Here is a 26762-nt window from a genome sequence, read left to right as displayed (position 1 = left end):
TTAGCTCCCCATGAAGATCAGTGCTGGAGTTTCCAGAAGTGTTTTTAAGCGCTGTACGAACACCGCGGCATCCCAACCATCGATGATGCGATGGTCAAAACTTGATGAAATATTCATCATCTTGCGAGGAACAAATTCCGCACCATCCCAATGCGGTCGCACCACCATTTTGTTGACACCAACAATCGCCACCTCTGGGTGATTGATTATTGGTGTTGTTGCGATAGCGCCCAAAGGACCAAGCGACGTAATCGTAATTGTTGAACCACTTAATTCATCGCGCTTAGCTGTTCCCTCACGAGCGGCAGTAGATAGCCGCGCCAGCTCAGATGCAGTATCCCAAACAGACTTCGCTTCAGCGTGACGTACAACAGGCACAATCAGGCCATTGTCAGTCATCGTCGCAATTCCTGCATGAACGCCCTCAAACCGACGAACAAAACCCTCGTCATCATAATAATGAGCGTTCATCTCTGGATGTGTCTTAACAGCTTCAACAAGCGCAGCTGAGATAAAAGGCAACAATGTAAGTTTTGGCTTATCACCACGATCAGCATTTAGCTTTGCACGCAATTCTTCAATCGCGGTCACATCAACTTCTTCGACAATCGTGATGTGCGGAATGCGTTCATTTGCTAATGACATTTTTTCAGCGATCTTCTTACGAAGGCCATTGATTTTAATGTCGGTTTCGCCAGTCAACTCACGACGAATCAAGTTGTTCGAACTACCAATTTGTCCTGTAGGATTAGCAAATACACGGTCCAAATCTGCTTGCGTGATACGTCCTGCTGGACCAGTTCCAACCACTTGTCGTAAATCAATACCGCCCTCTAATGCACGGTGACGCACAGCAGGAGAGGCCAAAGGCGCTTCACCTTCAGCACGTGGCGCACTAGCACTTGATGATGGTGCCGCTGCCGCCGGCTTTGATACCATTGGCTTCGCTGCAACTGGCTTTTCAGCTTTGGGCTCAGGATTTGCCTCTGCTTTTGGAGGAGTTTTCGTTTCCTCGGGCTCGGAACTGGCTTCTTCGATGTTTACATCGTCGCTTGTTTCAATGCGTACAAGGTCTGACCCAACAGCAAGGACTTCGCCCACGTCAGCAGCCACCCATGTTATCTTACCATCACATAGTGACGGGATCTCTACAGTTGCTTTGTCAGTTAGAACCGCAGCTAGAACATCGTCTTCGCGAACTTCATCGCCAACTTTGACACTCCATTCCACGATTTCAACTTCGGTTACACCCTCACCAACATCTGGAAGTTTAATAGCAATCGTTTTCATTTAAGCCTCCACAGTTTCTACTAGAGCGCGGCCAACACGTTTAGGGCCAGGGAAATAGTCCCATTCTTGCGCATGCGGATAAGGAGCGTCCCACCCAGTTACACGAACAATTGGAGTTTCAAGGTGGTAGAAACAAGCCTCTTGAACTTCGGCAATCAATTCGGCACCAAAGCCTGAAGTTCTGGTTCCTTCATGGATTACAACGCATTTGCGCGTTTTCTTTACCGACTCCACTATCGTTTCAAGATCAAGAGGAAGGAGTGTACGAAGATCAATGATTTCTGCATCAATCCCTGTTTCTTTCACAGCGGCCTCAGCAACGTAAACCATTGTTCCGTATGCCAATATAGTGACCGCTTCTCCCTCACGGAAAACGTTGGCCTTACCAAGTTCTGTCTTGTAATACCCTTCTGGAACTTCACCCAATGGATGCGTCGCCCAACCAACAGATTTGGCGTCGTGGTGACCATCAAATGGACCATTATAGATACGCTTTGGTTCTAAGAAAATCACAGGATCAGGATCTTCAATCGAAGCTATCAAAAGACCTTTGGCATCAACTGGAGAAGATGGCTGAACAACCTTCAATCCTGCGACGTGTGTAAACAATGCCTCAGGACTTTGACTGTGTGTTTGTCCACCAAAAATACCACCACCTGTCGGCATCCGGATAGTCATAGGACAAGAAAACTGCCCTGCTGAACGGTGACGAATTCGCGCCGCTTCTTGAGTAATCTGATCATAGGCAGGGAACATGTAGTCTGCGAATTGTACTTCCACACAAGGTCGCATACCCTGCGTTGCCATACCTACACCCATCCCCACAATAGCACTTTCATTGATCGGTGTATCGAAAACACGCTCAATTCCATACTTTTCTTGAAGGCCTGCTGTACAGCGGAACACTCCTCCAAAATACCCAACATCTTCACCCATGATAATTACCTTGGGGTCTTTTTCGAGCATTATATCCATAGCCGAACGAACGGCTTCAATCATTGTCATTTTGGCCATTGGACTATGCTCCCATTTCTTGACGTTGACGTTTCAAGTGCTCAGGCATCTCTTCATAAACACCTTCAAAAATCGCTGACGGTGATAGGTATTGTGGATTGATGAAAGTGCCTAAAGCTTCACTCTCTTTTTGAACGGCGATGACTTCATCCATAATTTCAGCTTCACCCTGTTTATGGCGATCTTCAGACCACTTTCCTCTTTGGATCAGGTATTGCTTCAACCGTTCTACTGGATCACCTAGCGGCCAAGCATCTGCTTCGTCTTTTGGACGATATGCAGACGCGTCATCTGAAGTTGAGTGAGCTGCGACACGATATGTCACCCACTCAATCACGACCGGCCCATGACTATTTCTAGTGCGTTCGGTTGCCCACTTTGTCGCCGCTAACACAGCAAGGAAATCATTTCCATCAACGCGAATAGACGGAATTCCATATCCAACTCCGCGGTTAGCAAATGTTGCTGCTGTCCCACCTGCGATACCGTTGAAACTTGAAATCGCCCATTGATTGTTTACGACATTTAGGATCACCGGCGGTTTATAAACCGCTGCGGTCACCATTGCAGAGTGATAATCGCTAGCGGCTGTGGCTCCATCACCAATCCATGCTGCAGCGATATTGTCTGTACCGGTCAAAGCTGCTGCCATTGCCCACCCAACCGCCTGGACATATTGAGTTCCTAAGTTACCGGAAATGGTGAAAAATCCATAATCCTTGGCAGAATGAAGCGTAGGTAATTGACGACCACCCAAAGGATCATTCTCGTTTTGATAATATTGTCCAAACAAATCTTTTAGAGGGTAACCACCCGCCACCAGCAACGACTGCTGACGATATGTTGGAAAATTCATATCACCTTTATTCAGTTGACGTTGAAACGCACATCCAATCGCCTCTTCACCTGTACACTGAAGATAGAAAGTCGTTTTCCCCTGACGTTGAGCATTCAACATGCGGGCATCGATAGCTCGCATTTTAAGCATGTCTCTTAGCCCTTCTAAAAGGACGTCGTCATTGCCCTCTTCTCCAAGATAATCTGCCCATGGCCCCACTGCATTCCCGTCATCATCCAAAACACGGATCAGACTATTTGCATATTCAAGAGTGTCCTCTGCTGTAATGTCCAAAGGAGGAACAGGAAGCGCTCCTGGTTCTGGAAAATCATATCTTGAAAAGTCTGGTGTCTCACCGGGCCGGGCCGATGGAGTTGGAAAATTTATTTTAATAGGCATCCCGCGTAAATCCTCATTGAAAATCAGAAAAGGAGAGCAATTAGCGCAAAGCTTCACTCTCCCATTCGACATCATATTATGAAGATTAGAATAACCCAAAAAACGCGGTAATGCTTATCTTTTATTGCGCATATTGGCAGTAAGTTGAGCAATTTATGCTAAAATATTTATGATAATTAGCATTAATTACCTTCGCAAAACTCAATTGAAATTTCGACTTTTTCCCTAAGGTTACAAACGCCCTTGTATCAGTTTCATGATTCCCGAAAAATCTAGGTCATCTTTTTGAGCAGATTCCATAAGCGCATATAATGCTTCTGCTTGCGCACCCAATGGTGTTGAAGCTCTAGCGGAGCTTGCTGCTTCTTGCGCTAAACGTAAATCTTTCAACATCATAGCCGCGGCGAACCCCGGTTGATAGTCGCGATTGGAAGGTGCGGCCTCTACTGGTCCCGGCGCAGGACAATAGGATGTCATAGACCAATTTTGTCCCGATGCTGTCGACGCTATGTCAAAAAACGTTTGAGCATCCAACCCAAGTTTGTCTGCCAGATTGAACGCTTCACACGTGCCAATCATATGGATGCCAAGAAGCATATTATTGCAAATCTTGGCTACCTGACCATTACCCGCATCTCCGGCATGGAAAACATTCTTCCCCATCACATCGAGGAAAGGTTTAGCTTTTTCAAATGAACTTGTTTCGCCACCCACCATGAAAGTCAAAGTACCAGCTGTAGCAGCGGCGGTCCCGCCGGATACCGGAGCATCAACAAACAACTGCCCTTTGGAGATCAATTGCTCACCAACACGACGCGCGGTCTCAACATCAATCGTAGAACAATCAATATTTAAAACCCCCTGCTTTAAGGTTGAAGGAAGACCCTCCTCGCCCAGATACACAGATTCGACATGCTTACCTGAAGGCAACATTGTTACGACTGTATCAATCGCACTGCCATGGAACGCATTTAAAGAAGTTACTTCAACAGCGCCTTGCGACACCAACGAGTCTACAGCGACTTTCGAGAGGTCAAACACATGAACTTTATGCCCCGATTTAACGAGGTTGGACGCCATGGGTCCACCCATATTGCCCAACCCGATAAATAGAATTTCAGCCATTGTTTAACCTCTCGATTTTTCGCCCGTCCCGGAACTATCTTTAATTTGTGCTATCTTTGAGCACTTCACGGGCTGTGATCAGCCTCATGATTTCGTTCGTGCCTTCCAATATCTGGTTAACACGAACATCACGGAGCATACGTTCCAAAGGATAATCCCTTAGGTATCCGTACCCACCATGTAATTGCAGCGCGTCATTCACAACTGCAAATCCTGTATCTGTGACAAAGCGTTTGGCCATGGCACAGAATTTCGTTGCATCAGCTCCCTTTTGATCGAGCTTCCAAGCAGCTTGATAGAGCATGACCCGAGCTGCTTCTAATTCGATGGACATGTCAGCCAATTTGAACTGAATCGTCTGTTGCTGATTCAAGCGCTTGCCAAATGCTTTGCGTTCATTTGTATATTCAATCGCCGCTTTAAGAGCTGCATTTGCCGTACCCAACGAACATGCAGATATATTCAAACGTCCGCCATCAAGTCCTTTCATCGCGAAAGTGAAACCTTCACCTTCTTTTCCGACTAAATTTGATGCAGGAACACGGCAATTATCAAATGAAACCACGGCTGTTGGCTGGGAATTCCAACCCATTTTGCGTTCGTTTGCACCAAAGGATAAACCTGGCGTACCTTTTTCCACGATTATTGTGGAAATTCCTTTTGGCCCGTCTTCACCCGTTCTAACCATCACTACATAAACATCAGAAACACCCGCTCCTGAGATAAATGCTTTCGAGCCGTTCAGAATGTAATCATCTCCATCGCGAACAGCTGTCGTACGCAACGCAGCGGCGTCAGAACCCGAACCAGGCTCAGTTAAGCAATAACTTGCTATTTTTTGGCCACTAGTAAGTTGAGGACAATATTTTTGGCGTAGTTCTTCGGAACCAAAACTATCAATCATCCATGAACACATATTGTGGATTGAGATGAAAGCGGCAGTCGAAGTACACCCAGATGACAACGCTTCAAAAATCAAAGCAGCATCCAGACGACCAAGACCTGAGCCCCCAACATCATCTCTAGTGTATATTCCCAACAGCCCAAGTTCAGCTGTTGATTTTATAACATCGATTGGAAAATGCTTTTGCTCATCCCACTCCTCAGCATTTGGTGCCAATTGCTCATCAGCAAAACGCAGCGCCATATCCTGAATTAGTGTTTGATCTTCATTTAATGCAAAATCCATTTCGATAGCCCCGTTATTTTATTTATCTCTGAAATCAGCATCGCGCTTGGAAACGAAAGCATTCATGCCTTCTTTCTGATCCTGCGTGCTAAACAATGCTTGGAATAGGCGGCGTTCAAATCGCACACCTTCAGTTGTCGGCAGCTCAAGAGAAGCACTCACCATCTCTTTATTCGCCATAATCACAGGAATTGAATATGAAGCGATAGCTTCAGCTGCCTCAGTCGCAATGGTCATCAAATCATCAGCCGCGACGACGCGGCTAACCAGACCAATACGATCTGCTTCAGTGGCATCAATCATGCGACCTGTGAGGACCAAATCCATCGCTTTTGCTTTTCCGACAGCTTTCGTCAAACGTTGAGAACCACCCATTCCTGGTGACACGCCTAACTTGATTTCCGGCTGCCCAAATTTAGCTTTCTCAGATGCAATGATAACATCACACATCATAGCAAGCTCACATCCACCGCCAAGCGCAAAACCATTTACCGCGGCGATTACAGGCTTACGCGCAGCCGCAAATCTATCCCATTTGGAAAAGTAATCTTCCATGTACATTGACACAAAGCTATGGCTTTCCATCTCTTTGATATCAGCTCCGGCAGCAAATGCGCGACCCGCTCCTGTTAAAACACTCACTGCAATTTCAGGATCTGAATCCAATTCAGCTATAAGGCTAGCTAACTCGGTCATCACCTCAGAATTCAATGCATTGAGTACGTCCGGACGGTTGATCGTTATAAAAGCAATCCGGTTCTTTTTTTCCAGAAGGATTGTGTTGTATGTGCTCATGTCTCTTACTTCATCGTTGGAATTGTAAAGTCAGAGCTTAACACATCATCGGGCCAGCGCTGTGTGACAGTTTTGACCTTGGTCCAGAACTTAACACCTTCAGGGCCGTGCTGGTTTGTGTCACCAAATGAAGATCGCTTCCAGCCACCGAATGTGTGATACGCCAAAGGTACTGGAATAGGCACATTGATACCCACCATCCCCACTTGAACACGATTAGCAAAATCACGTGCAGCAGAACCATTACGTGTAAATATACACACACCATTTCCATACTGATGGTCAGAAGGCAAAGCTATGGCCTCTTCCAAATTGTCTGCGCGAACAATTTGTAAAACAGGGCCAAAAATTTCTTCTACATAAGATTGATGTTCAGGCTTTGCATTATCTAGCAAAGTTCCGCCCATGAAATAGCCTTCTTCGTAGCCTTCAAGAACAAAATCTCTTCCATCGACTAGCAGGTCTTGCCCTTCATCAACTGCCATCTGGATATAATCAGCAACACGCTGCTTGTGAGCAGCCGTTACCAATGGACCAAGGTCAGCTTCTTCACTCAATGAAGGCCCAATATTCAATGACTTAACACGTGGGATAAGCATCTCAACCAGTTTATCCGCTGTTTCCTTACCAACAGGAACGATCACCGGCGTCGCCATGCAGCGCTCTCCCGCTGATCCGTATGCTGAACCAATAACTTGGTTCACAACGGTGTCCATATCTGCGTCGGGCATAACAATCATATGATTTTTCGCGCCACCAAAGCCTTGAACACGCTTATTATTCGCTGCGCCATTTGCATAAATGTATTGAGCTATATCGGATGACCCAACAAAGCTAATGGCCTCTACCCGTGGATCTTCTAACAATGTATCAACAGCTTCCTTGTCACCATTGACCACATTTAACACGCCTTCAGGCGCACCCGCTTCTGTCATCAGCTCTGCAAGACGCATAGGGACAGATGGATCTCGCTCAGATGGTTTCACCACAAAGGTATTTCCACACGCGATGGCCACACCAAACATCCACATTGGTATCATAGCTGGGAAATTAAACGGTGTTATACCCGCACATACACCCAATGGTTGGCGCATCGAATAAAGATCAATACCTGGCCCGGCACCTTCGGTGTACTCACCCTTTTGAAGGTGAGGGATTCCACAAGCAAATTCTATAACATCAAGACCACGCTGAACATCTCCACGGGCGTCTGGAAGCGTCTTACCGTGTTCTGAAGACAGCATACGCGCGAGATTGTCCATATCTTTTTCAACAAGAGCTTTGAAGTTGAATAAAACTCTTGCACGACGTTGTGGGTTTGTAGATGACCATGCTGGAAAAGCCTTCTCAGCAGCAGCGATCGCAAGCTCTACTTCAGACTTAGTTGCAAGTGAAACTTGCGCCTGCACTTTTCCTTCTGTCGGGTTGAGAACATCGTGGAGACGCCCAGAATTCCCCTCAACAATAGCCCCGTTAACGTAGTGCTCAATCTTCTTCACAACAATCTCCCAGGAGGATTATACCCTCATATGTCATATTTTATAGAACTTTATGCTCATATTATTATATATTGAGCAAGTTTAATTGCCAATACAGTGTAACAGAAATAAATTATTTTCGAAATTCAGAAAAGAAATTTTTCTATTCTTAAAACGAATACATACATAACCAATTGAAAAACATGAACTTTACGACATTACGTTAGGTTAGATTTATTTCTGATCTAAATTGTTTTTTTTCAACTCAAATTGCTCTCAATGTTAATATGAAATCAACAAAGCAAAATGATGAGCGGAGAGAGAGAGAGAACAAACGTGTTCTAAAGAAACTTCACCCTCTCCACTTCACTCACGTCCCTTATTATTGCGGCAATCTAATCCCGCCATCCAGACGAACAGTTTCACCATTCATATATGGGCATTCCACCAAAAACTTTGCCAGCTTTCCGAATTCAGCTGGGTTTCCAAGACGTTTAGGAAATAATGGTTGCTGAGAAAGAGCCTCGCGTGCTGCCTCAGGTAGCCCTGCCATCATAGGTGTCATAAATAGTCCAGGAGCTATGGCGTTCACTCGGACTCCTTGATTGGCAAGATCTCTCGCCATCGGTAAGACCATACCAACCACACCACCTTTGGATCCAGCATACGCGACTTGACCTTTTTGACCGTCAAATGCAGCTATAGATGCAGTGTTTACGATAACACCACGTTCACCATCTTCATTTGGTTCATTTTTTTGCATTTCAGCTGCAGCCAATCGGGCAACGTTAAAGCTACCGATCAAGTTGATATTGATCGTTCTTTGGAATGAGGCCAGTGTATGTGGTCCTTCTTTCCCAACTGTCTTCTCTGCAGTAGCAATCCCGGCACAATTGACAGCAACCGAAATTTTCCCAAAAGTTTCAATTGTCTTTTCGATTGCAGCTGTAACTTGGTTTTCATCCGTAACGTCAGTCTGAATGAATATTGCGGCGTCACCTAATTCAGCTGAAATAGCTTTTCCGCGTTCTGCATTCATATCCCAAATAGATACTTTCACACCACTATTAACGTATTCACGGACGGTTGCCTCACCTAAGCCTGATGCCCCACCAGTTACAATTGCTACCGCATTTTCAATCTTCATCTCAATTTTTTCCTTTTTTCAGCCACCACCCTTGCGCAAAAGCACTCCAAGACCTCACTTTTCGCAATATACACAAAATTTACCCCTGTAAACTCGCAATTGCGGGTTATTTAATCTATACTTATTGAAAATAAAGGCAATTATCGACCAAATAAAGCAGCGATTCTTGGCAGTTTATCTGGTCGAACGCTGTAATCGGATTTAAGCTTTTTCCCACTCAGCCGTTTTCAATTCTTTGCGTTTGATTTTACCGCTAATCGTTTTGGGTAGCGTTTCAACAAATTCGATTTTTCTCGGATACTTATATGGCGCTGTAGATTCTTTCACATATTGCTGAAGCTCAGTTTTAAGATCGTCGCTGGGCTCGAAGCCTTTTGCTAGAATGATAAACGCTTTTACGACCTCACCACGAGTTTCATCCGGGCTCGCAATAACAGCAGATTCAGCAACTGCTTCATGCTCAAACAGTACACTTTCAACTTCGAACGGTCCGATACGATATCCGGAAGACAGGATTACATCGTCTGCACGCCCAACAAACCAGAAATACCCATCAGCATCACGCATAGCGCGATCGCCCGTTAGATACCACTTATCATGCTTATAGACAGCCGCAGTTCGTTCCTCATCATTCTTATAGCCATCAAACATGCCTAAAGGTTTCGCTTCTGGCAAAATGTTGACGGCTATATCTCCCTCTTGGTCAGCCGCAAGAATATTACCATCATGACCTATAACCTGAAGATCAACACCTGGGGATGGTAATCCCATCGAACCGGTTTTTGATTCCATACCATCAAAATTCCCACACAGAAGCACAGTCTCTGTTTGTCCGTATCCTTCGTAGATCTTCATACCAGTTTGCTCGTTCCAAAGATCGATAACCTCAGGATTAAGTGGCTCCCCAGCACTCACACAACGTTTAAGCGCTTTCAGTTTTACGTTTGAGATATTCATTCTTACAAACATTCTATACACTGTTGGAGGCGCACAAAGCGTTGTAACATTGTACTTCGTCAGCCAATCTAAAGTCTGATCGACATCAAATGCTTCGCTATGAAGAGCAAAAACACCAGCCCCAACAACCCACGGTGCAAACAAGCTTGTCCATGCCGCTTTGGCCCACCCCGTATCTGACAAATTCCAAATCAAATCGCCAGGTTTAGCTGCAATCCAGAATTCTCCGGTCAATTGATGACCCAACGGATAATCATGACGGTGAACAGTTAGCTTTGGCTGCCCCGTAGTTCCAGAAGTAAAATAACAAAGACTTGCTTCGTCAGCCCGCGTTTTAGCTATTTCGAAATCAGGTTCGACACCACTTCTCATCTGCTCGTAAGATAACCAACCATCCGGTTTCTTGCCGTCTACATTGATCTTACAGCCACTCCAGCCAAGTTTAGCCGCACCTTCATCTACGATTTCCACAAGGTTATCATTCGTGATGATAGCTTTTGCATTTGCAGCCTCTAATCGATATGCAATGTCTTTAGGTTTCAGCTGCACTGTACCAGGCGAAACTATGGCACCAATTTGAATACATGCCAGAACGATTTCCCACCAACGCGCTTCACGTGACATGATAGCAAGAACAGTGTCACCGCGCCCTACTCCAGCAGACTTTAATACAGCTGCCGCATGCGCTGCATCTTCTACAAGCTGGTTATAATTACGAACGATTTCCCGTCCATCAGGGTGCGTCCAATATAGAGCAGTGGCCTCAGGTTGACTTTGCGCCCACCCTTTAAGGGTGTCTCCCACAAAATTATAATATTCTGGCTTGTCCCACTCAAATTGCGCGCGTTTTTCTAAATATTCTTTTGCCGACTCTAACATTTTTTTCTCCGGGAATTGCGCGTTTTGCTAAGCTGTCTCTGCAGCTTTTAAATTTAGTTCTTTTGTCATGGCATCGCGCATTAAGAATTTTTGCGCTTTACCGGTAACAGTCATTGGGTATTCATCCACGATGCGGGCGTAAGCAGGTATTTTGTAATGAGCAATTTTGGTCTTTAACCAAGCCATTGCACTTTCAGCTGTAAGATCAGAATCGCTAACGGTCACAATCCAAGCACAGGTCACTTCACCAAATTTTTCATCTGGCACGCCAAAGACTTGAACGTCTTGAATTTCCTCATGAGCTAACAAATATTCTTCTATCTCTTTTGGATAGATGTTCTCGCCGCCCCGAATAACGACATCCTTTGATCGCCCTGTAATGTTCGCATACCCGTCGTCACTGATGACAGCTAAATCCCCAGTTCGCATCCACCCTTGTGCGTCAATTGCTTTGGCGGTCGCCTCTTGATCACCCCAATACCCGTGCATCACAGAATAGCCTCGTGTGCACAATTCCCCTATCTCCCCGCAAGGAAGCACTTTGCCATTCTCATCTATAATTTTTGCTTCAAGATGAGGGTGAACAACCCCAACTGTGGATACGCGTTTTTCGATAGGGTCATCGACCTGTGATTGAAAACTCACCGGACTTGTTTCAGTCATACCGTAACAGATTGTTACGTCTGGCATTTGCATCTCAGACAACACGCGGCGCATTATCTCAATAGGGCAAGGTGAACCCGCCATAATACCTGTTCTTAAACTACTAAAATCGTAATCTTTAAAAGTCTCCGCTGCCAACATCGCGATAAACATTGTTGGCACCCCATATAACGCGGTACATTTTTCTTTTTGGATGGTTTCTAGAGTTGTGATTGGATCAAAACCATCGCCCGGGTAAATCATAGTAGCGCCATGCGTTACCGCAGCAATATTACCCATGACCATTCCAAAACAATGATATAAAGGCACAGGAATACAAACCCTATCCCGCTCGGTGAGCTTTATTCCTTCTCCAACGAAATACCCATTGTTTACAATGTTATGATGGGTCAATGTGGCCCCTTTAGGCATCCCCGTTGTGCCACTTGTGAACTGAATGTTTATTGGATCTTCAGGCTGTAATTGATCCTCTAGCTCATCAAGGGTGATGTAATCTTCAGGCTTTCCCATCTCATACAAAGCTTCAAACCCAACAAGGGCGTCTTTAATTCCCTGCCGGTTGATCAAAATTCCATAACGAAGTTTTGGCGCTTTAGTTGTAGTTTCAGTGTTGCCAAATATATGTGGCGCGACACCACGAAGCATTTCCACATAATCTGATGTCTTGAACTTATCAGCAATGATAATTGCCGCACACTCAACCTTATTAAGCACGTATTCTAGTTCCGCAGGACGGTATGCCGGGTTGATGTTTACAAGTGTTACCCCCGCACGTGCGGTCGCGAATTGAGTTATAGCCCATTCAACATTGTTTGGTGACCAAATACCTACTCGTTCACCCGGTTTTAGACCTAATGCAACCAAACCTGCCGCAATTTTAGTTACCCGTTCATCGAATTCTTTGTAAGTAAGTTTCAAACCTTGATGAACAGAAATCAGGGCTTCATTTTCGGGTTTCTCAATTGCCACATCTTTAAGAATACGGCTCACAGTTTTGTATAAAAGCGGTTGATCGGAAGCACCCGATACATAACTTAATTTTGGCAAGGCTGGTGAACTCAAACTCATAATATCTACTCTTTTGAACTCTATTTCTTCTCCGGCTAGTTAAATTGTTAATGCCGCATGGATCACATACCAGCCTGCAACAATGTGATCCATGCGGTCCCCGACTAACTGGAAACCCTATTGGAAGGTTCAGGTTTCATGACAGCTAGCCTCACCCTAAAACGTCGTTTTAAGGCTGACATAAACACGACGCCCACGAGGATCATAAGCACGCGCTTCATAGTTACCGTTCGTTTTGGCAAATGGTGGGTCTTCATCAAATGCATTGAGAACACCAACCACTAGAGCCGCAGAACCGTCTCCCATGAATTCTTCGAATGTGTAGCTATATTGAGCATCGAAGGTGACTTGCTCATCACGCTGGATATTTCCAGCCTGATCGTCCGCCAATCCATCGACGTAACGCAGATATGTATTTACGTTGTGAGCACCGGCATTAAACCGCACTCCCATGTTTCCGCGCAATTCAGGAGATGGAGAACCAAAGTTTGTAAAGTTCCGGTTACCCTTACCATCAATTGAATTACCATTCACTCCGGTCAAGTCGTAAGCAACAACATACGTACCCTCAATGAATGGTGTGATGCTACCAAACCCTGTTTCGATGTCATAGCTCGCTGAAAAATCAACTACGCTAGTATCAATTGCGTTAGCATTAATGAAGTCAGCAACGACCTGCCCAACTGTTCCACCAGGTGTCACAATAATTTTCGGGTCAGCGGTCGCTGCAGCAATAACTGCAGCTGAGTCAGTAGGGTCAATTCCGGCCACAGCAGCATTGATGATACCTTGGACATTTTCAGCCGTTAGAACATCTTCAAAGCTGAAGTCAGTATAATCAATTTCGAACTCGAAGTTTCCGAAGTTGAATGTACCACCAACATTAAACGCTTTAGAGGTTTCAGGGTTTAGGTCTGCATTACCGTTTGCACGCGCTGAAATGAAGTTTGTCGCCCCATTGAAGCTAACTTGCGTAAAGGTTGTCTGCGTACCAAACAGTTGGAATGTTGAAGGCGCACGGAATGAAGTCGAATACGATCCACGCAATGTCGCCCAATCGGCCGGACGGTACACCAAACCAATTTTAGGATCTGTCGTATCTAGACCATCAATTGTTTCATAACGCAGAGCACCTTGAACTTCTAATGTGTCATGTAAGGGTAGTGATACCTCTGCAAACACAGCCCACCCTTCACGTGAACCTGTAAAGTCTGGGTTACCAACAAGGAAAGAGAAACCATCCTGATTTGAGATAGTGTCATATTGGTGAGACAGGCTTTCTTCACGATATTGACCACCAAACGCAGCACCAATTGTACCACCTGGCAATTCAATACCTAGATCTCCAGAAACAACGAAGTCCAGAGTCAGCGCCTCTGATTTAGAATCAAGCGTCTGTTCTCCAAAGATGTAATCTCTGATTTCCTGACCATTTTTAATGGCTGTAGTATTATTTGGGTCCAAAGCTGAACCAAATGGGTTCCAATAATAACACCCAACCGAATTGTCGCCTGGCGTAATACCTAAAGCTGTTGCAGCTTCAATAGTACGAGCCTGACAATCGGCACCACCAAAACCAGCAACCGCATCGATAAAGTGGTCTGTGATCGTGTCACTTTGCGTAACCTGACCTTCACTAATCCCTTTGGTTAGAGACACTTCCCAGAAAATGTCATCCGTAATCGAACCTTCCAAACCTGCACTGAAGCGGAATGTGTCATTCTCGAAGTTATTCTCTGTTGGAGCCTGACCAGATCCTAGCGGGCGACCAAAATATCTTACATCTTCACCAAAGATATTAAATGGCGCGTAAGCAGGCACTGGCGCATTATCCAAGATAAAAGGATAGCTCGGAGAAGTGTTACGAGCAGCACGTGTCCGAGAGAAAGAAATCTCTGCGAAACCACCTAGATTATCAGATAAATCATTCGTGTACTTAGCATACCCTTGGAAACGGTTTTCCTTCGGGACAACAGTTTGCTGATCGTGGAAGTCAAAACGACAAACGCCTGCTAGCAATCCACCAAGCTCTTCACATTGTGGGTCTGGTGTAAAAGTTCCACCCCCTGCTTGAGGGATCCCCAAACTTGCAGCAACAGCAGGCGAAACACCGATAAATGTACCTGGGCTACCCACACCAGATGTGTTTGTGCCTTCAATAGAACTCAACCAAGGAACCTCTTCACCATATAAAGGTGTACGGTCCATATATGATGCTGCAGCGACTAGATTACCCCAATCCCCTTCAACACCAACAATACCTTCGATTTTGGAATCAACCTGATCACCATCAGACACGCGCGTCTGATAATCAGCCTTAAGTTCCATCCCAACGAAATTGTCACGCGTAATGAAGTTTGCCACACCGGCAACCGCTTCAGAACCATAAATCGCAGAAGCACCATCTTTAAGAATTTCAAGACGTTCAATTGCAATACTTGGCACTAAGCTGTTCGTGTCAACGAATAGAACACCATCCGTTGTTGGTACACTCGATTGCACCTGACGCTTGCCGTTCAACAGCACCAATGTGGACGCAACACCCAAACCACGTAAGTTTATGTTACTTGTACCAGTCGTGTATCCAGCTGTGAAAACATCAGCGTTGTTTTGGGAACCAGCATTGATAGAAAGCGTTTCAATCAAGTCTCGTACATCTTGAGCCCCAACTGCGCCCAAGCCTTCTTGACCGATAGACTCGATTGGAGACGCCTGATCATTGAATGATGATCTTTTGATGTTTGAACCGGTGACCACAATCTTTTGAAGGGTTTTCTTCTCTTCATTTACTTGAGAAACAGTATCTGTCTCAGCGTCCTGCGCAAAAGCATTGAAAGAAAAAGTTGCAGCTATAGCACTCGCTATCGCTGTATTCAGTTTTAGATTTGTTCGTTTCATAATTTACCTCCCAGCGCTACTCTCGATCTTTTACACCCCTCGCCTTAAGGCCTATATCGGTGTCGTCGGAGTTTCCGCTAAGTTAACATTCATCGAATTGAACAAACATGCTATCTTGTGAACGAAAATTTCAGTTCAATTTGCGCAAGGATCATTCAAAAAAAGCTATTTTTGAGAAGATTAAAACACATTTTTACCCCACCTATTTCCAAATTTGTCCCTGCTATTATGTCGTTTTTTTTGAATTCCGGTGGAAGATGGATGACTTCTTTAAACCGATGTTGATTCAAAGTTTGGCACTCTGACGTTAACCTTGTCAGACTTGACGTTGGCCCTTCACTACGTCACTCTTAAAAGAAAAATAGAAAAAATATAATTGGGAGAAGTAGGCTGTAAATAGCTGAAAACGTGCGATAAAATGTTATCTAATATTACCCCTGAAACAGATAGGCATTACACACCAAATCAATCAATTCGAGATCAAAATAGTATATTTCGAACAAGTAATTTGGATGAAGCACACGAACTAATTGCGAGAAAAGTAAGCCCGCACAATATCGATGTGTTGGACCATAAAGACAAACTAGACATCCATTTCCGAGGCCTTACAAACGATTCCATTTCATTGCTTAAAATTGGTTATGGTGCGAAAGTGTACGCTCAACCTGATGAGCATCGTAATTTGTTCTTTGCGCACACAGTTCTCCAAGGACATAATACATTGATGCGGGCCAAAACCGAAATCGATTTGCGTCCTTCTCATTCAATGATGATATCTCCCGAATCCCCTTATCAAATGAAGATTGCTGAAAACACTGAAAGACTCGTGATCGGGATTAACAAAGACATTCTACAACGTCATTTGGAAACGCTACTCTTTGAAGAAATAACCGCACCTTTGATCTTTGATACGATTGCTACAACTCAGCACAGCTCGCAGATCTGGCAGAATCAAATTGGAAATGTCGCTCGCATTGCCCTAGCAATGGAGGGAAAGCTTCGAAGAAATCAAATGTTGGTTTCATATATGGAATCAATCTTAACGACTGCGCTTTGTATATTTCCTCACAACTACTCTGACAAACTTTCCAATGACCCGATCGACAGCGATTCAATAAAAATCCAACGCGCTATTGATTTCATTAATGACAACCTGAGAGACAACCTTACTCTTCTCAAAATCGCAAAAGAATCTGGTGTCTCCGGTAGAAGTCTCCAACTTTTGTTTAGAAAAAAGTTCAACCAAACACCTTTAGAGTATTTCAGAATTAAACGCCTGCAAGCTGTCAAAGCCGAACTTGAAATGGCCCCCCCAGGCACACGAGTAACCGATATCGTATTAGATTTTGGGGTTACGAGTTTTGGACACTTCTCCAAACAATATAAAGAACTTTTTGGCTGCACTCCAAGAGAGAGTCTGTCATCTACAATCAACTAATGTTGGACGAATAAACGCCCTTAAGTTTGAATACCACAAACAAAAAAACATGTACTTGCGAATCGCTTTATCAGTTTTGATGGAACGATTTCTGATGTCCAATTATTGCAATTCCATCAGATAACCTGATGGAATTTTCTACCCCCGCCACTTTGGATACTCCCAACTTAAGAGAAGCAATATAGCCTGCACTCAATGCTATAGTATAACAAATTATGACCACTTTTTGAGTTGAATGATAATTTATCACTCAAAATTGAGCGCTTTTGCAGACTATTATTCTATTTGGAGTGCACCAAATCCTTGCCCGAATGTAAAAGAACTGCCAATAAATCGATAATCGATAAAACGGGGAAAGGATTTGCTATGCAAAAAACCAGTTTGACTGCCTTAGCGACTATATTGGCGCTCGCTGCATGTGAACCAAAATCAAATACACAGGCAACAACAGAAAAGCCAGCTGTGACCTATACTGCTGAAGAAGTTCAGGCAGAGTCGCAGCGTTTAAATGAATGGCTTGACGCCAAATATGAAGAACAGATTGCGCAGAGCCCAATCCAACTAACTTTTCTCGGCAAAGACGTCGATCAAGACAAAATAGATGACTTTTCGAAAGAACAAGAAGTTCGTCAATTAGCTTGGCAAAAATCAAAAGATGCAGAAATGAAAGCCTCCTTTGAATATGACAAGCTTTCAACAGAAGCTAAGACTTCCTACGACATCGCGGCTTATCAATTTGAGCTAGCTGAAGCTGCATCACAATTCACTTCCAACGACTATGTTTTTGAGCAAATGAACGCCGTTCATGGCTTCTTTCCTCAACTCCTGATTGCCTTCCATAAAGTTGAAGACGGGGAGGATATGGACAATTATCTTTCACGTATCAATGAATCATCCCGCGGTATGGAACAACTAATTGCAAGATCAAAAGAAAATGCAGCATCTGGTGTACGCCCTCCATATTTCTCATTCGAATTAGTAATCGCTGAAGCAAAGAAGATCATTTCTGGTGCACCATTCGATGAAAGTGGCGAAGACAACGCTGTCTGGGCAGATGCGAAATCTAAAATAGCTAAACTTCTTAAAGACGAAAAAATTGATCAGGCAAAAGCTAATCAACTAACAGCTGATATCCAAACAGCCCTTCTTGAGAAATGGAAACCTGCATACGACGCCCTGATTGCATGGCAGGAAGAGGACAAAGTAAACGCTTCATCAACAGCAGCTGGAGTTGGATCACTTCCTGCTGGTGTCGATTACTATAATGAACGACTAGCAAACCAGACCACAACGAAACTTACTGCCGATGAAATTCACGAGATCGGTTTGAAAGAAGTTAATCGTCTTCGTTCTGAAATGGAGACAATCAAGGTTGAATTTGGTTTCGATGGAACACTGCAAGAGTTTTTCACCTTCCTCCGGGATGAAAAATCTGATGAGCGTCTTTATTACCCAAATACCGATGAGGGTAGACAGGGCTATATCGACGACGCCACTGCAGCTATTGATAAGATCAAAGCCGTGTTACCTGACTATTTTGGAATCCTACCAAAAGCAGACCTAGAAGTGCGCCGTGTTGAAGCTTTCCGCGAACAACCAGGTGCGGCACAGCACTATTTCCCTGGGACTCCTGACGGGTCTCGTCCAGGGATCTACTATGCGCACTTATCTGACATGGAAGCCATGCCTAAGCGTGAACTAGAAGTAATTGCATATCATGAAGGACTTCCGGGCCACCACATGCAACTTTCTATTGCGCAAGAACTTACAGATATTCCTAAGTTTAGAACGCAAGCTCGTTTCACAGCGTATATCGAAGGTTGGGCGCTGTACACTGAAGCTCTAGCCAAAGAGATGCCGGGCACATACGAAGACAGCCTGTCCGAATTTGGCCGTCTTGGATCTGAAATGTGGAGAGCAATCAGACTAGTTCTTGATACTGGCCTTCATTCGAAAGGCTGGACTGAAGAACAGGCTATTGCTTATTTCCAAGAAAATTCAGCAATAACAACAGATCAAGCGCGTTCAGAAGTTCGTCGCTATATGGTTCTTCCCGGCCAAGCGACTAGTTATAAAATTGGTATGCTGAAAATTCAGGAATTGCGTGCAGATGCGGAAAAAGAACTAGGCGACAAGTTTGATATCCGCGGGTTCCACGACACAGTTCTCGGCGGTGGCGCTGTGCCACTCACTATCCTTGAACGACGCATAGATGATTGGGTTGCTACTGTTAAAGCAAAATAATTACCCCAACATATAGTTTTTGTTCTAAGCCCCGATGCATGTGTATCGGGGTTTTTTTCTTAGTTTTCAAAATCGGATAAATTTAAGTGAAATTTATCCGATGAACAGACCTTTTTAAACCTTCTATAAACCTGTTGAATATCACTTGGAATTAACGGTTCGCGCGCGTATCGAAAAATGAATTTCAATATTTTGACGCTCTATTCGTCAAACAGGATTTAGATATGACCAATAAGTCTTCCTTCAAAACCCAAACTGCTAAAATCATTGCGAGAGAACTTTCTGTCCCAGACACTAAAGTGATTGCAGCCATGAACTTAATTGAAGAAGGCGCAACAATTCCTTTTATAGCAAGATATAGAAAAGAGGTTACTGGTGGCCTAGACGATACGCAGTTACGCAAACTCTCTGAACGTCTGACATATCTGACCGAGCTGAATGATCGAAGAGTTACAGTACTTAAGTCCATAAAGGACCAAGACAAGCTAACGGCAGAACTTGAAAAACAGATCAACGAAACAGAGACGAAGGTTGAGCTGGAGGACCTCTACGCTCCCTACAAGCCTAAACGCAGAACCAAAGCTTCTATGGCCATCGAATCCGGGCTCGAACCTCTAGCAGACAAACTTCTACTAAACCCTGCTATAGACCCAACAAAAGAAGCAGTCGCCTATATATCCAATGACAATGGTGTTGAGGATCTAAACGCCGCATTAGAAGGTGCTAGGAACATTCTAATTGAGCGTATCGCAGAAACGCCCAAAGTTGTCCGCCCTGTTAGAGAGAAGATATGGAACGCCGGCGCATTAGAATCGAAGATTGTCAAAGGAAAAGAAAAAGAAGGTGAGAAGTTTTCCGACTATTTCGAATTCGATGAACCAATTAGCGAAATGCCTTCACACCGCGCTCTTGCCCTTTTGCGCGGACAAAAAGAGGGTGTTTTAAAAATCAATTTGGATATTCCTCACGATCCCAGCAGACCTCACCCAGTAATTGGGACAGTTATGAGAGAATTTGGCATCTCCAATAAAGGTCGTGCTGGTGATCATTGGATGGCTGAGACGGCAGCAAAAGCCTGGAAATCCAAGTTAGCCTCTTCAAGCGCCAACGACTCAATTTCTCGCCTGAAGGAAAAGGCCGACGCGGAAGCTATTCGCATTTTCTCACGAAATGCTAAAGACCTCCTCCTCGCTGCTCCAGCTGGTGCACGGGTTGTGATGGGAATTGACCCAGGTATCCGAACCGGATGTAAGATTGCTGTTATAGATCAAACCGGAAAGGTTGTGGACACAGACACAATTTACCCCCACGAACCGCGTCGCGATTGGCAAGGTTCTCTTACGACAATTGCCAAGCTCTGTAAAAAACACAAAGTCGAACTCGTCAGTGTTGGAAACGGAACTGCCAGCCGCGAAACAGATAAACTCGTTGCTGAACTATCTAGCAAAATGCCTGAACTTAAACTCACGCGTGTCATTGTTTCGGAAGCTGGTGCTTCTGTTTATTCCGCGTCTGAATTAGCAGCAAAAGAATTTCCTAATCTAGATGTTAGCATTCGAGGAGCAGTCTCCATCGCACGACGCTTACAAGACCCTCTTGCTGAACTTGTAAAGATCGATCCCAAAGCCATCGGTGTTGGACAATATCAACACGATGTTGATCAAAGCGCTTTAACACGCTCTCTAGATGCCATCGTCGAGGATTGTGTAAATGCTGTCGGAGTTGATGTGAATATGGCTTCAGCTCCGCTTCTTGCACGCGTGTCTGGCTTATCTCAAACGCTCGCAAATAACATTGTTGAATTCAGAAATGAGAACGGACCGTTCAAGGCACGTACTGCATTAAAGAAAGTCCCCCGTATGGGCCCCAAAGCCTATGAACAAGCAGCTGGATTTTTGAAAATTGTAGATGGCTCAAATCCTCTAGATGCTTCAGCTGTGCACCCTGAGGCCTACCCCGTTGTAAAGAAAATATCAGAAAAAACCGGCCGCTCCGTTAAAAGCTTGATTGGAGACAAGGCATTCTTATCCAAACTGAACCCAAAAGACTTTGCCAATGAGACATTTGGAGTCCCAACGGTAAAGGATATTATCGCAGAGCTTGAAAAACCGGGCCGTGACCCAAGACCTGAATTCAAAACGGCATCATTGCAAGATGGGATTGAAGAAATTTCAGACCTTAAAGAAGGCATGAAGTTAGAGGGTACGGTGTCCAATGTGACCGCTTTTGGAGCCTTTGTTGATTTAGGCGTTCACCAAGACGGATTGGTACACATCTCACAACTAGCGGATCGCTATATTGAAGATCCGCATGATGTTGTCAAAACCGGCGATGTTGTATCAGTCATTGTTATGGAAGTAGACGTTCAAAGAAAACGTATCGGACTAAGCATGAAAGCAGCTCAATAGGTTGCTCTCAAAACATCGATCAAAAACAAGCTCTGAGACAATAATAACAAGTCTCAGAGCTCTAATTTCTATGCAGACAAAACATGCTCATTGAGCACATCAACAAACTTTGTTGTTGCCAAGTCATCTTTCGATAAAACACCTGCAAGATGCTGATCTATTTCTTCTGTACCAACACTTTCAGGAATTTCACCGGAAAAAAGTACAATTGGTCCCGTGTAGACCTCTATTAGTCTTTCTACCGAAAAACGAAAATCGAAATGCGGTGGCAACAAGTTATCTAATAAAATTAAATCTGGTTGTTTTTTTTTGATCAATAAACATGCAATTTCTAAGTCATTCGCATGCTGAACATCAATACTCTCAATGCCAGCTTTACCGATGTACGCATCTACCAATTTCGATACATTTGCATGATCATCAACAACCATCACTGAGGGTTGTTTTGTAGATAATTTAGACAAGCTAGTTTCCGGCATTTACAACACAATATCCAATTTATTAGGTATCTTGATTACCTAATTTTTATTCAGCTACCAATCTTGGCAATTTCACTTCTTTAAGCCAGAAGTCTTGCAATAGAGATGCAACCCGTTGATATCCAGCGATGCTATCCGGTTTCACCATGTAGGCGTTTGCATGACGACTGTAGGAGTCATCGATATCGGATTCGTTTTCAGAAGTAGATAATACAATCGTTGGAATGCTTTTATATCTATCGTCAGACTTCAATACATCCAACAATCCACGCCCACCCATACCAGGCATATTCAAATCAGTAATGATAATCTTGGGAAGTGTACCGTTTTTAAGAGCATTGAGAGCGCACTCAGCGTCTTTCACAACTTCGATATCAAGTTCCTCATCAGCCTTATTTAAGGCTTTCAGAATAAATTTTTGATCTTTTACGTCATCTTCTACAAGCAATATCGCAGTATTTGTCATGTCAATATTTCTTCCATTGCTTAATAACTAAATGCCATTACGAATCTTGCCCCATCTACGTGGTCGGAATCAAGATATAAATCGCCATCATGCATCGCCAAGATTTTTTTACACAACGCAAGCCCTATTCCCGCTCCTTCTACATCATTGGAATGATGTAACCTTTTGAACGGCTCGAATATTTTTTTCTGAAACTCGGCAGGAACACCCACTCCGTTATCTTCAACTATAATTTTCTTTTGTCTTCGGGGAACATCGGTTTCCGAATAAATCCTTATACAAAGATTATCTGACTCAGAGTATTTGCAAGCGTTTACGATCAAGTTTTGAAGAACTTGGACCATCAGTGCGCTATTCACTGGATAATTGAAAAACTTCTCTTTTTCTATAACACCATTTACGGCTTGAAGTTCCTGAGAAGATTGTTTTTCAGCCTGTTCAACAACTTCACCAAGGTAGATATCCTTTTTAGTTATCTTCTGACTATCCAACTTGAATAGATCATACAAACTTCTAACCATGGTCCGCATTTTCCGCAAACCGTCTTCTATTTCTGACAGATATTCCGCCGCCGTTTCAGGCAACTCCATATCATGTTCATTTAATTCATCGACAAGTAGTTCAGCAAACATTGCCGACTGCCTGAGAGGCGCTTGCAAATCATGAGACGCAACGAAAGCAAAATCTGACAAACTCTCGTTCAATCTTGAAAGCTGCTCTTCTTTTGTTTTCAAAGCAGTTATATCATTTGCAACCGCCAGGATAGTTTTCTTACCATCCTCTCCGACCATTGGGATTTTGTCAGTTGATATCCATCCCTCTACGCCCTTACTTGGCGCATAGGATTCAATAATGTTACGACGCGGCTTTCCACTTTCAAGAACAACCTGATCATCCTGATAGTATTTTTCTGCCATGTCAGGGAAAAGCTCTTCGGTCGGCACACCCTCTACTTCCTTGGGGTCAGTTAACCCCGCAGATTCCACGGCTGCTTTATTAGCTCTAAGGATTTTGTTTTGATCGTCTTTATACCAAATTCGAGCTGGCACATTATCTAGGACCAATCTTAACTCTTCATTCAAACGCGTGTAATTCTGCAGTGCGTCTTGCACCTCTATCGCATGGCCAATACTCGAGGCTATAATTTCCAAAATTTCTAAATCAATGTTCGATGAATTATTTGCACGAACGGTATCCCGCACAAAACTAATTGAACCGTAGAAATTCCCGTAAACAAATATTGGAGCGCCTAAATAACTTTTGAAATCACACTTTGGAACAGCGGGGTGAGCTACAACATCGTCAGCAAGGAGGTTATCGAAAACATGAGAAGTACGCTCTTTTGCCACAATGTTACAAACAGTATCTTTTAAATCTAAAACTATACCTGCGCGAACACCCTCTAACTCTCCCACAAACGCTTTAATTAAATAGTTTTGGCCTTGTATATTTGAGACAAACCCATTGGCTGCACCGAATGTTTTTAAACCTAATTCCAATAATTCTTCGAGGTATTTGGAAAGATCTGAACTGGCAAGCGGTGATATTTCTTTAAGCGCTTTTACAGTCAATTCGAATTTTTTGCGATCGGTGATAACGGTTGAAGAAACTGTCAGCCCATCCTCACCACATTTCTCACCATACTGCCGAAACCAACCATCAACACCATCGGCTTGATAACCAAATTCATAAACGTCAGTTTCTCCGGTTTCCACAACTTGGATATGCCGCTCAAAAATTCCCGTTTCTACAACATGAGGGAAATGATCAAGAAAGCTGTTGCCAACAATTTCATCGACAGTCTTTTGAGTGACTTTTAGAAAAGCCGCATTAACAGCCAACATTTCAAAATCTATAATTTTTCCTTGCTCATTTCGGATGGCTTCAAGCCTAAGAATTGCCGCTTCGCTTGCATTTAAAATAGATTGCGAAATTTCAATTTCCTTCTTCACCGAATCGGCAAGATCCATGACTTCGCGTGCTAGACTATTTTTTTCAAGAAGATCTCGAACTGCATTGGCCAGCCCAGAGAGCAGCTTAACATCTTTTTCGGTTAGTTTTCGAGGAACTCTATCTATCAAACACAAAGTCCCCAACGCAAACCCGTGACGCGTGAGAAGTGGAGCTCCTGCGTAGAACCGAATATTCGGCTCGCCTGTGACCAAAGGATTCTCCGAAAACCTAGGATCTTCAAGGGCGTCTTCAACAACCATGACTTGGTTTTGCTGAATCGCATAGTGGCAAAAAGCGACGTCTCTAGGTGTTTCTTCTACACCATCTAACCCCACATTGGACTTAAACCACTGCCTATTCACATCTATCAAAGATACCAGTACAATTGGTACATCAAACAATTCAGAAGCAAGCTGCGTGAGGTTATCATACTCTTTTTCTGGAGGGGTATCCAGAATACCTATCTCTCTCAGAGCTTCTAATCGTGCCAATTCTGTGTTGAGTTGATCCATATTAGCAAACTTAGAGGCAGCTTATGATATCTCATTAAGCTACTTAAAAGTTATCTCCATCTCGGTTCTCGATTTACGACTTTCAAGTACAATCGACAGTATGTTGGTAAATTAACCCTGAAACATATGATTTTACAATGCAACCCTAGTTAAACACTGTTGCAATTTCTGAAAAAGGTTTCTTAAGTTTCGCAACCGCTGGAACAACCGCGTCAGTGCTTGGATGGCCGACCGTCAGAATCATTGTCGGCTTTTCGTGATCTGGGCGATCACACAATCCATTCAAAAACCTCATAGGGTTGGGTGTGTGTGTTAGCATTGATAACCCCGCCTGATGTAATGCAGTAATCAACATGCCAGTCGCTATTCCGACACTTTCGGGAACATAGTAATTCTTAAATTTGCTTCCATCGTCATAAATGCCAAATCTTTGAGAAAAAATCACGATCAGCCACGGAGCATCTTCAAGGTGTGGCTTTGATTCATCTGTACCAATAGGCTCTAAAGCTTTGAGCCATTCATCTCCACCACCGCCGGCATAAAAAGCTTTCTCTTCTTCCTCTGCCGCTAATCTGATCTTTTTCTTCATTTCTGGGTTAGAAATTGCAACGAAATGCCATGGTTGATGGTTAGCACCTGACGGAGCTGATCCCGCTGCCTTAATGGCATTTTGAATAACTTCTTCGACCACTGGTTTGGTATCGAATTGTCGCACAGAATGCCGCTTTTGCATGTTGTCCAGAAAAGCCTTCGTTCTGGAAAGCATTTCTTGTTCGGAAAAATCAAATCTGTCTGGAAGCGACAAAGCCTCGTATTGAACGTTCTTCTTGCTAAACAATTTGTCCCTCCAGCAATTTTACGCAATCTCTGTATTTTGAGAATACAATCGACTGCTTTCAATTTGATTCTTGAGATCAAATTACATTCACTAGAGATATGTTAGAAGAATTAACTAAGAGTTTGAACCACCCAATGTCCATTTTCAACACCATCGATAGTCCAACTTCCAATTCGGTATCTTATTAAACGAAGAGTTGGAAATCCAATTGCAGCAGTCATTCTTCGGACTTGTCTGTTACGCCCCTCCGAAATCGTGATTTCCAACCATGTATCAGGTACTGTTTTACGAAACCTAACTGGAGGATCTCTTTCCCAAAGGGCGGCGGGGGCTTCAATAATCTTCGCTTTACACTGCTTCGTCATTCCATCTTTCAATGAAATGCCCGAGCGCAATTTATTCAAGTCTTCTTCGCAGGGCTCGCCCTCTACTTGAACCCAGTAACACTTTTCCATTTTGTGCTTTGGGTCACTTATTCGATGTTGCAATTTTCCATCGTCAGTGAGCAACAATAAGCCTTCACTATCTTTATCAAGACGTCCCGCAGCATATACATTGGGGACATTAATAAACTCAGACAACGTCTTCCGCGTCGATCCAGCATTTCCTGCATCGGTAAATTGAGAGAGGACATTAAAAGGTTTGTTGAACAAAACTATCTTAGACATTTAAAACCTAATGCCA

At 43.8% G+C, this 26762-nt stretch carries 19 protein-coding genes; 3 read left to right on the top strand and 16 right to left on the bottom strand.

What is annotated here, in order from left to right; all coding sequences use genetic code 11:
• The 11 genes from F551_RS0105115 to F551_RS0105065 all read right to left on the bottom strand — a co-directional run bounded on the left by F551_RS0105115 (position 1) and on the right by F551_RS0105065 (position 15740).
• Positions 1-1290 (bottom strand): dihydrolipoamide acetyltransferase family protein, encoded by a 1290-nt coding sequence (locus F551_RS0105115; protein WP_018996418.1) that lies wholly within the window; start codon positions 1288-1290, stop codon positions 1-3.
• Positions 1291-2304, bottom strand: coding sequence for an alpha-ketoacid dehydrogenase subunit beta (locus tag F551_RS0105110; RefSeq protein ID WP_018996417.1), 1014 nt, complete (start codon positions 2302-2304; stop codon positions 1291-1293).
• A 4-nt stretch (positions 2305-2308) separates the two neighbouring features.
• A complete protein-coding gene (locus F551_RS0105105) occupies positions 2309-3541 on the bottom strand; it encodes a thiamine pyrophosphate-dependent enzyme (protein WP_018996416.1) in 1233 nt (410 codons plus the stop codon).
• Between the two features lie 231 nt (positions 3542-3772).
• The gene (mmsB, locus tag F551_RS0105100; RefSeq protein WP_018996415.1) at positions 3773-4666 is read right to left on the bottom strand and encodes a 3-hydroxyisobutyrate dehydrogenase; all 894 of its coding nucleotides are present in this window, start codon (positions 4664-4666) and stop codon (positions 3773-3775) included.
• Positions 4667-4706: 40 nt separating this feature from the next.
• On the bottom strand, positions 4707-5855 hold the full coding sequence (locus F551_RS0105095; RefSeq protein WP_018996414.1) for an isobutyryl-CoA dehydrogenase: 1149 nt from the start codon (positions 5853-5855) through the stop codon (positions 4707-4709).
• A gap of 18 nt (positions 5856-5873) precedes the next feature.
• Positions 5874-6650, bottom strand: coding sequence for an enoyl-CoA hydratase-related protein (locus tag F551_RS0105090; protein WP_018996413.1), 777 nt, complete (start codon positions 6648-6650; stop codon positions 5874-5876).
• A gap of 5 nt (positions 6651-6655) precedes the next feature.
• Positions 6656-8149, bottom strand: coding sequence for a CoA-acylating methylmalonate-semialdehyde dehydrogenase (locus F551_RS0105085; protein ID WP_018996412.1), 1494 nt, complete (start codon positions 8147-8149; stop codon positions 6656-6658).
• A 361-nt stretch (positions 8150-8510) separates the two neighbouring features.
• On the bottom strand, positions 8511-9275 hold the full coding sequence (locus F551_RS0105080; protein WP_018996411.1) for a 3-hydroxyacyl-CoA dehydrogenase: 765 nt from the start codon (positions 9273-9275) through the stop codon (positions 8511-8513).
• Positions 9276-9476: 201 nt separating this feature from the next.
• Positions 9477-11111, bottom strand: a complete 1635-nt coding sequence (locus F551_RS0105075) for an AMP-binding protein (protein WP_018996410.1) — start codon at positions 11109-11111, stop codon at positions 9477-9479.
• Between the two features lie 27 nt (positions 11112-11138).
• On the bottom strand, positions 11139-12842 hold the full coding sequence (locus tag F551_RS0105070) for an AMP-binding protein (RefSeq protein ID WP_018996409.1): 1704 nt from the start codon (positions 12840-12842) through the stop codon (positions 11139-11141).
• 156 nt (positions 12843-12998) lie between these two features.
• Positions 12999-15740 (bottom strand): TonB-dependent receptor domain-containing protein, encoded by a 2742-nt coding sequence (locus F551_RS0105065; protein ID WP_018996408.1) that lies wholly within the window; start codon positions 15738-15740, stop codon positions 12999-13001.
• 418 nt (positions 15741-16158) lie between these two features.
• Between F551_RS0105065 and F551_RS0105060 the strand changes: the two genes are divergently transcribed.
• The 3 genes from F551_RS0105060 (at position 16159) to F551_RS0105050 (ending at position 21830) form a co-directional block, all read left to right on the top strand.
• A complete protein-coding gene (locus tag F551_RS0105060; protein WP_033404394.1) occupies positions 16159-17178 on the top strand; it encodes an AraC family transcriptional regulator in 1020 nt (339 codons plus the stop codon).
• A 366-nt stretch (positions 17179-17544) separates the two neighbouring features.
• Positions 17545-19422: a DUF885 domain-containing protein gene (locus tag F551_RS0105055; RefSeq protein WP_026296661.1), complete on the top strand. Its 1878-nt coding sequence runs from the start codon at positions 17545-17547 to the stop codon at positions 19420-19422.
• Between the two features lie 224 nt (positions 19423-19646).
• Complete coding sequence (locus tag F551_RS0105050) at positions 19647-21830, top strand: Tex family protein (protein ID WP_018996404.1); 2184 nt, start codon at positions 19647-19649, stop codon at positions 21828-21830.
• 68 nt (positions 21831-21898) lie between these two features.
• On the opposite strand, the gene F551_RS0105045 is transcribed toward F551_RS0105050, so the two are convergent.
• The 5 genes from F551_RS0105045 to F551_RS0105025 form a co-directional block, all read right to left on the bottom strand.
• Positions 21899-22294 (bottom strand): response regulator, encoded by a 396-nt coding sequence (locus F551_RS0105045; protein ID WP_233355207.1) that lies wholly within the window; start codon positions 22292-22294, stop codon positions 21899-21901.
• A 61-nt stretch (positions 22295-22355) separates the two neighbouring features.
• Entirely contained in the window at positions 22356-22775 is a 420-nt protein-coding gene (locus tag F551_RS0105040; RefSeq protein ID WP_018996402.1) for a response regulator, read from the bottom strand.
• A gap of 20 nt (positions 22776-22795) precedes the next feature.
• Positions 22796-25240, bottom strand: a complete 2445-nt coding sequence (locus tag F551_RS0105035) for a GAF domain-containing protein (RefSeq protein WP_018996401.1) — start codon at positions 25238-25240, stop codon at positions 22796-22798.
• 145 nt (positions 25241-25385) lie between these two features.
• Positions 25386-26078, bottom strand: coding sequence for a nitroreductase family protein (locus F551_RS0105030; protein WP_018996400.1), 693 nt, complete (start codon positions 26076-26078; stop codon positions 25386-25388).
• A gap of 110 nt (positions 26079-26188) precedes the next feature.
• The gene (locus tag F551_RS0105025; RefSeq protein ID WP_018996399.1) at positions 26189-26746 is read right to left on the bottom strand and encodes an rRNA large subunit pseudouridine synthase E; all 558 of its coding nucleotides are present in this window, start codon (positions 26744-26746) and stop codon (positions 26189-26191) included.
• Between the last annotated feature and the right edge of the window lie 16 nt (positions 26747-26762).

This window comes from Hirschia maritima DSM 19733 (genome assembly GCF_000378345.1).
Taxonomy (GTDB): Bacteria; Pseudomonadota; Alphaproteobacteria; order Caulobacterales; family Hyphomonadaceae; genus Hirschia; species Hirschia maritima.
Note: the sequence above shows the minus strand (reverse complement) of the source record. Positions and strands in the feature narration are given on the sequence as shown.